Below are 16,740 nucleotides of genomic sequence, written 5' to 3' on the forward strand. Positions count from 1 at the left end.
TTATATTGAAATGAAATTAGATCTAAAAAACAATTAATTGCTCTTAGATCTAATTTGTGTTTTTAGCGAAAAAAAAATTATTTCACATTTACGATAACATCAACTGGTTTTAGCCATTGGCTTTTAAATGTTACTTTTATAGGCTCTGTAGATTCACCTGTAGCTTGTACATATGCCGCTATATGACCGTGAAATACTCTCTGTACATTATCTGTGTAATCTGTCATATCGCTGTTGTTTCCTGCTTCAAGTCCTAGTAAAGTTCCTGGTCCTGTAATTGTACAAGTCACTTCATTATCAGAGAGCATTACTGGCAAACCGTTTTGGTCTTTAACCTGAACCATGATTTTGGCAACACCTTTATCTTTACTGATTGTGATGTTTTTCTCTGCAATCGTTAATTCAACTGGCTGTTGAGTTGAAGTAATCGCATAACGACTAACCTCTTTGTCATTTTTATCTAAACCAATTGCTTCTAATTTTCCAGACGCAAAAGGAATGTCCCAGTAGATAATTCCAGTTTTCTCATCATATAACTTAGTTTCACCAACAACTTTTCCGTTTAATTCCAAACGAGCTTTAGCAGCATTGGTATAGCAAACTACACGTATTTTTTGCCCAGCATCGTAATTCCAAATTGCCCAAGCATCTTTAGAAACGTCTTTGTCATTTGTCAATGGATAAGTTCCTAAATAAGCCATTGGTTTATCTGACCATAGTGATTGACGGTAATACCCTCTAGGCTTTATAACTCCAGCAAAATCAACTAATCCTGAATAAAAACCTCTAGATGGCCATCTACCTGATTCTCCTAAATAATCGATACCCGTCCAAAGGAACTGACCAAAAATATGTTTGTTGTTTTTTACAGCCAACCAAGGTTCCATATCATGCACATTTTCACTACCATAAATTACCCTTTTTGGATATTTAGCATGATCGGATTGGTATTTGCTTTCAGTATAATTATATCCTGTAATATCTAAAGCGCCTGGATATTCCGTTTCGTTAGACATGGCAACACCTGCTAAACCAGCCGTTGTAGGACGTGATTTATCATATTTTTTAACCGCTGCAACCAAACGTTTTGCAATAGCACCTAAACGCATTGCATCTGGTGCATCTTTCTTGTAACCTCCATAATTAGCTTGACCAAATCCATCTTTTCCTTTGTCTAAAACAGGATGCGAATAAGGATCGTTTGGATAATCTACTTCATTACCAATACTCCATCCAAAAACCGACATATGATTTCTGTCACGACGAACAAAATCTTCTAAATCTTTTTCAGCCCAATCAGCAAAAATATCAAATGAGCCTTGGAATCCTGGAGTTCCATAATTCCATCCCTCTAACCATTTACGTTTTGGGAATTCCCATTCGTCATAAGCTTCATTCAAAACTAATAATCCTAATTCGTCACAAAGCTCATAAAAATCTGGAGCTTGTGGATTATGGCTGGTACGTATTGCGTTTACGCCAATCTCTTTCAAAGTTTTAAGTCTAGTTTCCCATACTTCTCTCGGTACAGCAGATCCCAAAACTCCAGCATCATGGTGTAAACAAACCCCTTTCATTTTCATCCACTCCCCGTTTAAAGCGAAACCATTGTTAGGATCGAAGGTAAAAGTTCTAAAACCTGTTTGTGTAACCGTTTTATCAATTTCTTTTCCATCTCTAAAAACTGTCGTTTTAAGCTGATATAAATTTGGGTTATTTAAATCCCACAATTGTGGATTTTTGACATTTAATTTCGTCGCAATTTTCCCGTTTTTATTAGCCGCTACTTCTACTTTTGAAGAAGATTTGGCAACCGATTTTCCGTCTTTAGAAATCAATTCGTTTACAACTGTTAAAGCCGATTTTGATGAAGAACCATTTTCTAAATCTACTTCAACATTCAAAATTCCTGACCCTTTTTTTACTTCTGGATAAGCATAAACTCCCCATTGTGCAATGTGAACCGGATTTGAATAAACAACCCAAACATTTCTGTAAATTCCAGAACCAGTGTACCATCTAGAATCGGCACTTTGACTATGATCTACTCTTACTGAAATTGTGTTTTCTTCTCCATATTTCACATAAGGAGTTGCGTCATAAGCAAAAGATATATATCCGTTTGGACGTTTTCCTAAAGAATGACCATTGATAAAAACTTCGCTTCTGTTATATACTCCTTCAAAATACAAATACACTTTTTCGCCACTTTTGGCTTGTGGGATATTGATTGATTTCCTGTACCAACCAATACCTCCAGGTAAATATCCTGTACAACTCGCAAGTGTTGGACTTAATTGTCCTTTTACACTCCAATCATGAGGCACATTTATTTTTTGCCATTTACTGTCATCAAAAGTTGTGTTTTTGGCATCTGGAGTTTCTTGAAGGTTGAATTTCCAATTGTCATTAATTTTTTTTGAATCCCCAAACGAAACCTGACTGCTCGCAGACAGACACGAAAAGAGTAATGCTGGTAATAAGATTTTTTTTGTAACCATTTTTATTAAGATTCTATGTTGCTGAAAAAATTAATTTTCACAAACAATAATTAGTAATTTTTAATATTGTAATTCTCCAACAAATGTTACCACTGACTTTGCTGGTATTTCAAGATTGTCTATTTTTTGAATTTCGGATCTTTTTAAATTTGAATTTTCAGAAGTGATATAAGGTGTCAATTCATTGTTTTTTACAGTTCCTTTTGATAATTCAAATTTGTATTTCTGAGCAGATTTTCCGCAGTTTACAGCCACAACAATTAACTTTTTGTTTGCTGTATCTTTGTAAGCGGTAAGCATCACATCATTTGCAGCATCCAATTCATTTTGATTAGGAACATCAATTCTAAGCATTCCTGGGCGAACAAAAAGAGAGTAATTACCCAATGCCCAAAGCAGTTTAGAATCATGAAACACACCATCATTTTTCACGTAATCAGGTGCAGTACTTCCGTTACTTTTGCCATCATCTAGATAAATCAAACCATCTTTATAATCGGCACGAGTAAGTGATGTCCACCATTGCCATGACGAAGCATTAGCAAGAGCAATATCATTATGAATTAGCCTCGCAACAAATAATGCTGTCTGCATTCCTAAATCTCTACCATTTCCAGAACCTCCTGGAATTTCGGCTACACCAGGATTTTCTAAAATACAATATTCGGACTGCCAATATTTTAAACCTGGTTTTTGTTTCACTTCGGCAGCGATCAATTTTCTGCTCAAAACTTGTCTATCAATTGGCCAAGTTGTAAAATAACTATGTCCTAGAATGACATTTTTTACATTTGGGAGTTTCGAAATATTGGTCTTTGTTTTTCCAAAGAAATAGTCAATTTGATTATCGCGGTTTTCGGCATTTACATTCTCGTATAAATAATTGATTTGCCCTGCTTCGGCAATTACAATTTCAGTACTCATCTTTTCAGCTTTGAGTTTCTCCGAAAGTGATTTCGTTACCTCATAAATTTCCAAATTTGTTGCTGGTGTTCCTTCTTGACTGTTCCTGTCACCATTATTTGGCATCCATTCCCATTGTGGTTCATTTAATGGACTCACATAATCAAATTTGATTCCTTCTTTTTTCTCTAAACCTTTAATACTTTGAACTAAAAAATCAGTAAATTTTGGGATTGCTCCATTTTTTAGATTCAGCTTATTTTTTTCAGAAGAAAAAGACAATCCGTTATTTGTCATTTGAACGGGTGGACTATTTGTAAAAATCAAGAATTTTTCAACACCTCTTTTTTTAGCTGCCTGTAAAAACCATCTTTGTCCTTCTTGTTTTGAAAAATCATAAGTACCATCTGCATTAAGAAAACATTCGCTTCTTCTCCACTCATCCGAAACTTTACTATTTTCACCTTGCTCTACACTTCCAGCACCCAAATTAAATCTCCAAATAGAAAGCCCAATTCCTTTAGGGTTTCCTTGAGCATCAATTTCTTTGCTAAAAAGTAAATCAGCTATGGCATTCTTTTTTTGCTCAGGCCAATTTTTTCCAACAAACTGAGTTCGCCAGGCATCAGATCCTCCAAATCCATCCATTGTCTGAACTACATTATCTGTGCTAATGATAGCGGTTCTCTGAGCAAATGCCATTGAACCCATTACCAATAAAAGAGAGATATATACTTTTTTCATTTTAATATTCTATTTTATATATAACCGCAAAGCCTATCTTTCTGTGTCTAAATCCAACAGAACAACATTGAACTTTGCGATTAAATATCTTTATCGATTCTTATTTATAAGTTCCTACATAGGTCACTACAGATTTTGCAGGAATTTCAAAATTTGTTGGATCAATATCTGCCCCTTTTTTCAAACTTGAAGATTCAGAAGTTGTGTAAGGTGTTAATTTATTATCGACCAATGTCCCTCCTGCAAGATTCAATTTATAAGCCTTTGCTGCAGTATTAACATTTACAGCAACTACAACCAACTTTTTGCTTGATTCGTCTTTGTAAGCAGTAACCATCACATCATTTACAGCAGCGGCATTGTTTACAGAAGGAATTTGAACTCTTATCATTCCAGGTTTTATGAAGAATGAAAAATTCCCAAGAGCCCATAAGGTTTTAGACTCCCTAATGTATCCGTCGTATTTGCAATAATTCGCATCTCCTGCACCATTGCTAGAACCATTATCAACATGAATTAAACCATCTTTGTAGTCTCCTCGACTGATGGCTGTCCACCATTGCCAAGAAGTAACTCCTCCTACAGCAATATCGGTACTAATAATACGTGCTGTCCAAAGTGCCAATTGCATGCCTAAATCTCTACCATTTCCTGAACCACCAGGTAATTCTGAAGTTCCTGGACTTTCTAAAACACAATATTCTGATGACCAAAGACTAATATTGGCACTTGCAATTTTTGTAGCTGCAGATTGTCTTGAAGAAACCAAATCACTCAAAGGCCAAGCTTGCCAGTAACTATGAGCCGAAATGGTTTTTTTTACATTACTCAAACCAGCAATATTTTTGGTTGAATTTGCTCCAAAGAAATAATCAATTTGATTAGATCTACTTTCTTTTCCTGAAACTGTTTTATAAAGAGGTTCGTAAGCCCCAGCTTCTCCAACAACGATTTGAGCATCAATTCCGCTCGAAGCTAATTTTGGTGATAAAGTAGATACCAAACTGTAAATATTAGCATTGGTTGCTGGCGATCCTTCTTGCCCTGTACCGTCCCACTCGTATTGTGGTTCGTTAAACGGACTTACATAATCAATAGTTAATCCGTGTTCAGATTTTAATTTACTCAACGAGTTTACCCAGAAATCTGCCAACTCAGACATTTTTCCATCTTTCAGATTATAAAACTCTTTGATAGACGCATATGCTTTCCCGTTTTGAGTCAAATATACAGGTGCACTATTAGCAAAAGCCAATAATTTCTCAGTACCACGTTGTTTAGCCGCTTTCATAAACCAAACCTGACCTGCTTGTTTTGTCATATCATAAGTTACACCATCCGAAGTAAAACATTCGGTACGTCTCCATTCATCACCTATATCACTTGCATCGCCTTGTTCTGAACTACCTGCTCCAAGATTAAAACGCCATAATGACAATCCAATACCTTTTGGATTTCCGTCTGAATCAACTTCTTTACTAAATAGCAAATCAGCTATTTTATTTCTTTTTTCCGATGGCCAATTTTTTCCAATAAAATTACATTGCCAAGCATCAGAAGCACCAAAACTTTCCATCGTTTGAAGATTTGTACTTAAATTGATATCCAAACTTGTTGTTGTAGAAGTCCCTTCGCCAGAATCATTATCTGATGAATCCGAACTACAACCAACAAAAGAATTAGCTAAAAGTAAGCCTGCACATAGCAGACTTACTTTGGTAGTTTTTAAAAAATTCATCTTAGTAACCAGGATTTTGTTCGATCAAACCATGGCTCAAATCAATTTCTACTTGAGGAATTGGCCATAATAAGTGTTTCGAAGCATCAAAATTGATTCCTTTGTCTTGAGCTTCACGAGTATTTGTTGTTTCGTACTCGTCAGAAGAATTCAAGTTATACTGTACAAAAGTTCCGTTTGGTCCCATTAATGTTTCGATAACTCTTTTACCAGTTGATGGATCTTTTTGACGACGAATATCAAACAAACGCAATCCTTCGAATGCTAATTCTAAACGACGCTCTTTGTAAATTTGTTTCAACAAAGTTGGTCCAGAAATCCCTGTTTTTGGATCTAATTTTACACGAGCTCTGATGATATTGATATCTCCCAAAGCATCTCCTCCTGCATGGTAACTAGCTTCTGCTCTTGTTAAATACATTTCGGCCAAACGAATCAATGGAATATTCAATGGTAAGTGACCGTCTAATTTATCTAAAGAACGACGTGTTTCAATCGGAATGTAATATTTACGACAGATACGTCCTGATTTGTTATCATTTAAACTAAACTTGTGAGTTGGATTTAAAAGTTCATCACCATAAGCGGCTTCACCCCATTTTGTAATGGTACTTCTACGACGAATTTCATCGTTTTCAGACAAATAAGCATTTTCTAAATCACTAGTTGGCATACACCATCCCCATCCGTCAAGAACATCTCCAGCATCATTACTTGGGAAGTTTTTCTTGTCTTCACCTCTAGCACCTGCCAAAGTTGGCAAAGCTGCACCTAGACTTTTATCTTGAACAGAAGACGTTTGAGCTTCAAGAATAGACTCAACTCCGTTGTGATTGTTTACATTCCAAATGTTTAAGAAGTCAGTTTCAAGAGAGAAAGGTCCTTCGGTAATAACTTTGTTAGCATACATTTTAGCATCAGCCCATTTTTCTTGGAATAAAGTTACACGAGCCAGTAATGCATAAGCAGCCCATTTATTGATTCTTCCATCTCTATTTACTGGAGCGCTTTCTAATTTTGCAGCAGACTCTTTAAGATCAGACTCAATTTGAGCATAAACTTCGGCAGCAGAGCTACGAGATAAATTTAAATCACCAGTTCCTAATGAAGTTGTGTACAAAGGCACACCTCCAAAAAGGTTTACCAATTCATAATAACAATAAGCACGAACAAACAAAGATTCACCCATGTATTGATTTCTTTGAGCCTCAGTAATTGGTGAATTTACCATTTTCTCTAAACCAATATTAGCCGATTGAATAGTATAAAAATGAGCAGTATAAATACTGTTCATATCTCCCATATTATCTGGTGTAATAATGTATTGAGAACAAGGTCTGTGAGCTGAATTGTCTTGACCAGTATTTCCCATCCAAGCATCATCGGTTGACATTTCGTTGGTAACTCTTGGCGCTGTTAATGTCCACCAGTCTTTGGCTAATAATAAACGTTGGGTTAATTCATTAGCGTAATTTTCGCATTCTTGTGCCGTTTGAAAGTAGTTCTCCAAAGTTTGCGTACCTCTTTCTTCTTTTTCGATAAAATCGCTACAAGAAACTGCAAATGCAGCAAAAGCAATTATTGATACTATTATTTTTTTCATGATTTTTTTAATTAAAATGCTACATTAAGCCCCATTAGGATTGTTGGTTGTACAGGATAATTCCATCCACCAAAACCTGATCCTAAAACTCCTCCTCCTACTTCAGGATCTACTCCTGTATAGTTTGTCCATGTCCAAATGTTTTGTCCAGACACTGATAATCTCAATTTATCCAATCCGAATTGGTTTGTAAATGTGTATCCCAATTGAATATTTTTTAGACGAACAAATGAACCATCTTCAACATAAAGAGAAGAGAATTTGGTAAAGTTTTCGTTATTATCATCTTTAGACAAACGAGGCACATAAGTAGAAGTTCCTTCACCATGCCAAGCCATTTGATCTAATCCGCTTACTTTGTTAGTCAAACTTGCACCATTGTATAAATCAGATATATTTTGGTTTACAAGATCATTCCCTAAACTTGAATAGAAATTAGCTACTAAATCAAATCCTTTGTAAGCAAAGTTTAAATTCAAACCAATATTGTAATCAGCCCAAGGAGTACCAATTTTTGTTCTGTCTTGATCGTCTAATTTTCCATCGTTGTTTAAATCTTTAAAACGAACATCTCCTACTTGTGCATAAGGTTGCAATTTAGTTCCGTGTTCATCTGTATGAGAGTTCAATTCTGTTTGGTTTTGGAATAAACCATCAGCAACGTATCCGTAAAAATATCCTGGCTCATCACCTTCTACTGTAAGCGTTCTATTACTTGCTCCGTATAATTTTTCTCCATCTGTAGATAAGGATACCATCTCTACATCTACAGTTGTAAAAGTTAAATCAGCGCCATAAGAGAAATCTCCAACTTTATCTTTATATGAAATCATTAAATCGATACCGCTTGATTTCATAGAACCAACGTTTGTCCACATTGTTGAATAATTTGGGAAACCACTATAGGTTGGGAACTGTTTAGAGAATAACATATCGTTAGTTTTCTTTTGGTAATACTCGATAGATCCTGAAAGTTTGTTTTTCCATAAAGCATAATCAATACCAAAACTTACATCTTCTACAGTTTCCCATTTGATATCTTTATTTGCCATAGAAGATGGATACGATGTATCTACAACAACACCATCAATTACGTAAAATCCTTGACCAATGTTTGACTGATAAACGGCACTTGGTAAATTTTGATTACCTACTTTACCCCAACCAGCTCTAAATCTTAAATCACTAAAAACTTCTTTAGTTGATTCCATAAAATCTTCATTCAAGATTCTCCAAGAGAAAGATGCCGATGGGAAATTTGCCCATTTGTTATTTTCCATGAATTTTGAAGATCCATCACGTCTAAAAGTTCCTGTCAAATAATATTTTCCGTCATAATTATAAGAAAGACGAGAAATATAAGACATCAAAGAACTTGACCATCTGTTACCTCCACTGTTACGGTTTTTGGTAGCAGCATTTAACTCTCTCATAGAATCTGAGTTATTAGGAACACCTTCACCATAACCCCAAACATTATTTCCGTTGTACTCTTCCATAGTATTACCTACCATTAAAGAAGCATTGTGTTTTTCAGCAAAAGTTTTGCTATAGGTAATTGTATTTTGCCAAGTCCAATCTGCGTTAGTAGTGTTAGTTCTTTCAACACTATTGATTTCTGCTTTTTCGTGAGCAGCATCAATTACGAAATCAGGTCTAAAAATACTTTGTGTTTTATCACCAACCTCGATAGAGGCTTGTGAACGAATTACCAATCCTTTGATTGGTGTATATTGTAAATATCCATTCATGTTTAAATTATACTGATCTGTATAATCATCATATCTTGCTACTGATGCAACTGGATTCCAGATATACGAAGGAGAACGAGCATAAATGCTATATTCATTTTCGGTACCATCTAATTGATCAACTGGTTTGTAAATTGGTGTGATTGGATCAATTTTATCAAAATCTGCCCAGTTTCCTGGAGAACCCCAAGTTTCATAACGAGGATTCAATGTAATTCCTGCAGAGAATTTATCAGAGAATTTGAAATCGTTAGCGATTCTCATCGTAACTCTTTCCCAACCACCAACTCCGTACATCGAGTCGCTATCATAATAGTTGATGCTCGCTGCGTAAGTATGTTTTTCTGAACCTCCTGTCACTCCAAGAGAAGCGTTTGTTACAGGTGTACCCGTTCTAATTCCTGCTCCCCACCAATCAGTAGTTTTTCCTCTATATTGAGAAGGATTTGGTAAATAATCTGAATATCCCGAATTGTTATAAGCAGCATTCATAATAGTAGCATACCCTTCGGCATCAGCCATATTATAAGGGTTATTCATGATTTGCATACCTGAGCTAAGATCAACTGTAAATCTAGTTTTACCTACTTTACCTTTTTTGGTTGTAATCAAGATAACTCCATTTGATGCACGAGAACCATAGATAGCACTTGCAGAAGCATCTTTTAAAACCTCCATAGACTCTATCTCATTATTACTCAAGAAGTTGATACTTGTACCCATCGGGATTCCATCGACTACATAAAGCGGGTCTGTACTTAAATTTACCGTAGAGATACCACGAATTAATACTCTAGGTTGTGCACCAGGTCCTCCAGCTCCAACAACTTGAACCCCAGAAACTTTACCTTGCAATGATTCGGTTACGTTACCTACAGTCATCGTTTGTAATTCTTTTCCTTTTATAGAAGAAATAGAACTCGTTACATCACTCTTTTTTACTGTAGCATAACCTACCACAACTACTTCATCTAACTCGTTACTAGCATCACTAAGTATTACATTTACTTCGGTTCTACCGTTTACAAGCTCTACCTTGGTAGTAAAACCAACATAAGAAAACTCAACTTGTGCATTTTTGTTAGGAATTTCTACTGAATAATTCCCGTCAAAATCTGTAGATGCTGACATCGTAGAACCTTTTACAATTACATTAACCCCTGGAATTGGAACGTTAGTTTTATCCTTAACGGTTCCTTTTATTTTTATTTGTCCAAATGATACCGTGGTACATAAAAGGACAATAAAAAACCATATATATTTAAATTTCATATTAAGTTGTTTTATTGATTAAATGTTACAACAAAGTCATAACAAACTATTTTTTAGATATAAAGACTCTTTCCAATTCTGTATCTAGAACTACTTTGTAAACTCCTGCAGCTGCTGGATATTTAGCATTTCCGTTTTCACCTGGAGACATTGTACAAACACCATTTTGAATTAATCTCCATGATGGACTCCACCATTGACCAGTAAATGTAGCTTCCATAGTACCTGTCAGAGTATATTCGCCCACTAATTGGTAAGGATTGTTTGGATTATTAGCTAAATGTAAACCTGTCATTACCCAAGCATTCCAAGTATCCCAGTTAGCATCTTTAATTCCACCACCACAAACACTTACGAATGGTTTTCTTAAAGCTTCGTCGTCATGCCATAATCCATTAGCAACATCAGCCCAAACTTTACTTGTTGGTGTGTATTTTTCTACAGAATAAAGCAAAGTATTTGGGTTTACTTTTATTATGTAATATCCTTTGGTTGGTAAAACAATTGGACTAGAAGTAACATCATCTGCTAAATTACCAGAAGCGTTTAATCCAAAACAATGTGGTGCAAAATCTGATTCTTGTCCTAAGAAATAAATTTCTTTGTTGTCTGAATCTGCATAATAGTTAAACTCAAAATCTTGTCCGTTTTTCTCATGGAAATACATAGGAACTCCAACAGCATCTGTAGTAAGATTAGTTCCTTTTGGTTGATCACATAAATAAATAGCTGGGTATTCGTTTGTAGCAACCACATTAATGCTTAATGAACCTGTGTTAGGAATAGCAAATTTATCTCTTGCTGTAATGGTCAATACATAATTTGCAGCAGTAACTGGCAATGTATAAGTTTTATTGAAAGTATATGATTGAGGGCTATCTGTTAATTGAATTAAATCAAGAATACCAAGAGCCTCACATTTTACTTCAATATAATCAATACCTGAATCGTCATTTACGACAAAATTTACTGGCATTTCATTGCTAGTTGACAACAAGATCACAGCACCTTCTTTTGGTGTGTTCATTGTTATCGATGGAACTGAAAACTCTCCGTCTAAACGCAAATTAATTTCATCGTTAACAACATTTCCAGAAACGTCTGTAGTAATCAATTTAATTTTGAAAACTTCTGAAGTTCCTCTATCTGCTGGTACTTCAAAAAAGTAACTTAAGTCATAGTTTGTTACTAATGGATCTGTCCCAAAAGTTATGACTTTATCAAGTGATAATTCAGGGATTTGAATTTGAACACTCTTTAATCCTAAATCATCCGCCAAAGCAGCTTTGATTTCAAATTTTCTAGTAGGCGCACCATAAATTTCTTCGGTGGCAACTACTATCGTAGGATCATCAGAACTTGGGAAATCTGATTCGTCATTTTGGCATCCCGTAAAAAGGACAGCAAAAAGAGCAAGAAAAAATAGAAATACATTTTTTTTCATTTCATTAATTTTAAGTTAGGTTATTTTTTTTTTTTTTTTTTAATTCTTAAGGTAATCACTGGTTTAATTGTAAACTGATTAATTCTGTTTTCCTTCATTTAGGTAAACAAAAAGGGTAAAATGGTTATCTAATTGTTTTCATAATTTATATATAATAGTATTCTAAAAGGATTGTCTATTGTTTTCTAATTTCTGCACAATTCAAGATTTCAAAAAAGAGTGTTTTTATTTTTTTAAAACCCGTAGTTTTTAAGCTACGGGTTAATGGATAAGCAACAACTAATTAACTTTAACCAAAACATAACCAAATTTTAATATGCTTTTAAATTTTACTAAAATTCAAACCAGATTATATATGAAAAACGAACACTCTTAATTTCATAGTAAAATGTTAATTAAATTACTATAACCACAAAGAAATGTTTAATCTACACTTATAAAGAGGGGTAAATTGGAAAAAAAAGGAGGTCAAAATTGTAATAAGATATTTATTTGCTCTAAAAATTATTAAGTATTTAAAAAAAAATACTTGTTTTTGAATATTGTATATTTTTTGTTTTAAAGACGATTTATCACTAAAACGTTGTAGTTTTTTCATAGAATAGCGCAAAACAGCTATAAAAAAACAAATATGTTTAATAAAAATATAATCTTGAGTTAAAATTAATTGACAACATTAAGATCAGAATTAAAGGAATTCTTATATTTTTTAATGTATTCAGAAGGAGTCATTCCAAAAAGTTTCACAAATTGTTGTCTAAAATATTTTGGATCTTCAAAACCTACTTCTGCACTTGCTTGAGCAATATTCATATCCTCAGTAAGCATTAACATAGCAGCTCTTCGTATTCGCAGAGAACGAATAAAAGCATTTAAGGTTTGCCCAGAAATAATTTTGATTTTAGTATAAAGTGTTCTATGACTCATTCCCATTTCAAGGGCAAAATTCTTGATGGTGAAATCTTTTTTATGGATATTAGCTTCTACTATATCGATACATTTTTTAAGCATTTCTTGATATTCGACAGGAACTTTTTGTGTATTCTCTCTTAAAGTTATACTATCTAAGAAATACGCTCTTAGATTACTTCTATTTTTCAATAATGATTCTACCCGAGCAACCAAAATATCATCATCAAAAGGTTTGGTGATATAATCATCAGCTCCTTCGTTGATTCCTTGCAAATGAGTCTCAGTATTTTTGGAGGCCGTTAACAAAATAACAGGAATATGAGACAAATCATTATTTTCTTTTATTCTTCTACACAATTCGATACCATCCATTTCATCCATAGTAATATCACTAATTACAAGATCAGGCATGTGTTGTTTTGTTAATTTCAAACCTTCCTCACCATTTTGAGCACTATAAACAACATAGTTTTCAGAGAATAATTTGATTAGGTATGATCTAATTTCAAAATTATCATCAATAATTAAAACAGTACGTTTTTCGGTAAGCATCACTTTTTTCAAGTCTTTATCTGCACCTGAGCTTTCGATTGATAAATTTGTCTCTTCTGCATCATCAACAATTAATTCGTCAAACAATTGAGTTCTTTTTGGAGTCACATCCATTATTTCAACGTTATCAAAATGACTATCACCTTTAAGAAAAGTCAATGTAAATGATGTCCCTTTACCTATCTCACTGGTACAACTTACTGTTCCTTTATGCTTCTCTACAAAATATTTAACAATGTAAAGTCCGATTCCAAAACCAGTCCCAATAGAAACTTTAGAGTTAATTTGTTTGAATTTCTCAAAAATCACATCAATATCTTTTGCATTTATTCCGTGACCAGTATCCGCTATTTTAAGAATAACTTCATTATTAGTTTCCGTCAATATCAAATCTATATGTCCTCCTATTGATGTGTATTTAAATGCATTGGACATCAAGTTAAACAAAGAAATTTCGATTTTTTCGTAATCACCAACAATCACAATATCATGATCTGGAACTACAAAATTGTATTGAATGTTTTTATCCTTTGCTTGATTTACAAAACACTGAAAAACCTCATTACATAAACTATTCATATTGATTGTTGACAGTCTAAGCGAATCAGCATCATTCTCTGCTTTTCTCAAAAGTAAAAGTTGATCCACTAAACTCAAAAGCCTTCTAGCATTTCTGTGTGCAATGGCTAGATCACTTCCAGAAGAACCATTTTGAACGTTTTCTTTCTGAACAGCCTTTTTCAGAGGGTTTATAATTAATGAAAGAGGAGTTCGAAACTCATGAGATATATAAGTAAACATCGATGACTGTTTCTCAGCAATTTCTTTTTCTTTTTTACTTTCTAACTCAGCAATTTTGACCTTATATTTTAACTGCTCTTTATTTCTATTATAATCTTTATAAACATATAACAATCCTCCAATTGTCAACAGATAAAGCATATAGGCCCACCAAGTTCTATACCAAGGAGGTAAAACCTGAATCTCAACAAGAGTCTCCTCCTTATTCCATCCCCCTTTAAAATTGGTTGTCTTTACTTTAAAAGTATAATTCCCTTCGGGCAATCTTGAATAATTTGCTTTACGAGTTTGTCCCACATAGTTCCATTGCTGATCCCAACCTTCTAAAAAATAGGCATAATTGATTTTGTCGGCATTATTGTAATCTAAAGCTACAAACTCCATTGATAAAGTTGTTTCATCATAATTCAAAACAACTTGTTTAATTTTATTCGAACTATCAATGCGGGCTTTACTTTCTTCGACCGATTGATTATTCACATAAAAATTGGTCAGCAACAAATTATTCTTTTGATTAAACCCTTTTATAGCCTCAGGAAAAAAGATATTAAAACCATTTATTCCTCCAAAAAGGAATTCTCCAGTAGATAACTGAAGACCTGCATTAAAACTAAACTGATTGCTTTGAAGTCCATCATTTACAGAAAAATTACGAAACGTTTTTCTGTTATTATCAAATCTACAAACACCATTATAAGTACTCATCCAAAGATTTCCCTCTTTGTCTTCAAGCAATCTCAAAATAGTATTAGATGGAATGCCATCATCAGTAGTAAACCTTTTGAATTTTTGGGTATTACGATCAAACAAAACCAATCCTCCTTCTTGTGTACCAACCCAAAGATTCTTCTTTTTATCTTCATGAATGCATCGAATAGGATTTCCTATTGGAAACTTTGAAATTTTATGAGCTTCTTTTTCTATAGAAAATAGACTCGTATAATTTCCTCCCCAAATTTTCCCATCACTAGTTTCGGTCAAACATTGCAAATTAGTGATCGATTTATCAAAAAGGGCAAAAACATTTTGTTTTCGATCAAAAAAGTAAAGTGAACCTTCATTGGTGGCACTTGCCCAAATGTTAGATTTTGAATCTTTGTATATAGACCAAATATTTTTCTCTATTTGTTTCGTATAGGGATTGTAACAAGAATATTGGGTTACGGTATTGTTTTTAGCAATTCGATTTACCCCTCCTGCCCAAGTCGAGATCCAAATATCGTTATTGTCATCTCTAGCAATTCCTGTAATAAACTTGCTCGAAAGGCTATTACTATAATTGGTATAAGTATTATTTTTTCGATTCCAGTATTTTAATCCAGCACCATCTGTTCCAACCCAAACATTTTTTTGTTCATCTTCACAGAATGACAAAATAAAATTCTCCGCCGGATTTTTTGCATTATACCGAATAGTCTTAAAATACTTCGGTACATTACTTAGCATACTCACACCACCACGTAAGGATCCAAACCATTTATTTCCAGTTTTGTCTTCATATAAGCTCCAAACCGAGTTACTTTTGGCCAATGGATTGCTATTTATTTCATCCTGAGAGATTACTTTGTTTTTCCCTTTTAATACTTTATAAATTCCGCAACCATCTGTAGTTACCCAAACTTCTTTTTTTCGATCAACAAGAATATCGGTAACACTACATTTATTCAAAAAATAATTTTCAGAAACAGTACCAAATTTAGTATCAAACAAAAAAAGTCCTTCATCAGTTCCTAACCATAAATTTCCATCTGTAGCCAGCTTCATAGCCTTTACTTCTTTTAATAACGGAAATACTAATTGCAATGATTTTGATTGATACTGATAACTACAAATTCCAGTATTACGAACATATACCCAAGAATGTTTATTTATTTTATCATGCTGAATAGCTATTGCATCGTAGTTTTTTATAACTTTTTTAGTGCTTCGAATTGCTAAAGGAACTTGGCTACCTATATATGTATTATTTTCAAAAGCCACCAAACCCAAACTTTGAGAAGCTATTAATACCAAATCATTCGATATAGCCCGAATTTGATGGATAACATCTTTTAATTTTTTTGATTTTCCATCAAAACCCTTGTATTGAACCGACTGAAAACTTGCCGTATTTTTATTGTAAATACAAATCCCATTCGAACCTCCCAACCAAATATTTTTTTGAAAATCTCCTTCAATATTATAAATGGTATTAAAAGGCAATGATTTTTTATCGTTGATACGATTACGATAAACCTTAAAACCATAACCATCGTATCGATTTAATCCGTCATAAGTTCCAAACCATAAATACCCATCACTATCCTGAAAAATTGTAGTGACCGAATTGTTTGACAATCCATCAGATATATCCAAAAACTGAACAGGATTTTCCTGAGCTTCAATAGAAAAGTGAAATCCTATTAATAGTAATAGATTTATAAAAAATTTCTTCAAAGTGTATTTATTTTAAATGAGGTAACTGTGTTATTCAAGAAAACAATACAATTACGCCCTAAAACTACAAATAATTCAAAAAA

Annotated in this window: 7 protein-coding genes; all 7 read right to left on the reverse strand. The window is 33.7% G+C overall.

Translation table 11 applies throughout. From position 1 onward, the window contains the following. Window positions 1–77: 77 nt before the first annotated feature. The 7 genes from ABEB18_RS01650 to ABEB18_RS01680 all read right to left on the reverse strand — a co-directional run bounded on the left by ABEB18_RS01650 (window position 78) and on the right by ABEB18_RS01680 (window position 16,657). Window positions 78–2,501, reverse strand: a complete 2,424-nt coding sequence (locus ABEB18_RS01650) for a glycoside hydrolase family 2 TIM barrel-domain containing protein (RefSeq protein WP_348797262.1) — start codon at window positions 2,499–2,501, stop codon at window positions 78–80. Between the two features lie 60 nt (window positions 2,502–2,561). After that, window positions 2,562–4,148: a glycoside hydrolase gene (locus ABEB18_RS01655; protein ID WP_348797263.1), complete on the reverse strand. Its 1,587-nt coding sequence runs from the start codon at window positions 4,146–4,148 to the stop codon at window positions 2,562–2,564. Window positions 4,149–4,248: 100 nt separating this feature from the next. Beyond that, the gene (locus tag ABEB18_RS01660) at window positions 4,249–5,886 is read right to left on the reverse strand and encodes a glycoside hydrolase (protein WP_348797264.1); all 1,638 of its coding nucleotides are present in this window, start codon (window positions 5,884–5,886) and stop codon (window positions 4,249–4,251) included. Between the two features lies 1 nt (window position 5,887). Continuing rightward, complete coding sequence (locus tag ABEB18_RS01665) at window positions 5,888–7,489, reverse strand: RagB/SusD family nutrient uptake outer membrane protein (RefSeq protein WP_348797265.1); 1,602 nt, start codon at window positions 7,487–7,489, stop codon at window positions 5,888–5,890. Between the two features lie 11 nt (window positions 7,490–7,500). Next, entirely contained in the window at window positions 7,501–10,512 is a 3,012-nt protein-coding gene (locus tag ABEB18_RS01670; protein WP_348797266.1) for a SusC/RagA family TonB-linked outer membrane protein, read from the reverse strand. A 46-nt stretch (window positions 10,513–10,558) separates the two neighbouring features. Continuing rightward, entirely contained in the window at window positions 10,559–11,956 is a 1,398-nt protein-coding gene (locus ABEB18_RS01675) for a hypothetical protein (RefSeq protein WP_348797267.1), read from the reverse strand. A 663-nt stretch (window positions 11,957–12,619) separates the two neighbouring features. After that, entirely contained in the window at window positions 12,620–16,657 is a 4,038-nt protein-coding gene (locus ABEB18_RS01680) for a two-component regulator propeller domain-containing protein (protein WP_348797268.1), read from the reverse strand. Window positions 16,658–16,740: the final 83 nt, after the last annotated feature.

The organism is Flavobacterium adhaerens (genome assembly GCF_040045115.1).
Taxonomy (GTDB): domain Bacteria; phylum Bacteroidota; class Bacteroidia; order Flavobacteriales; family Flavobacteriaceae; genus Flavobacterium; species Flavobacterium adhaerens.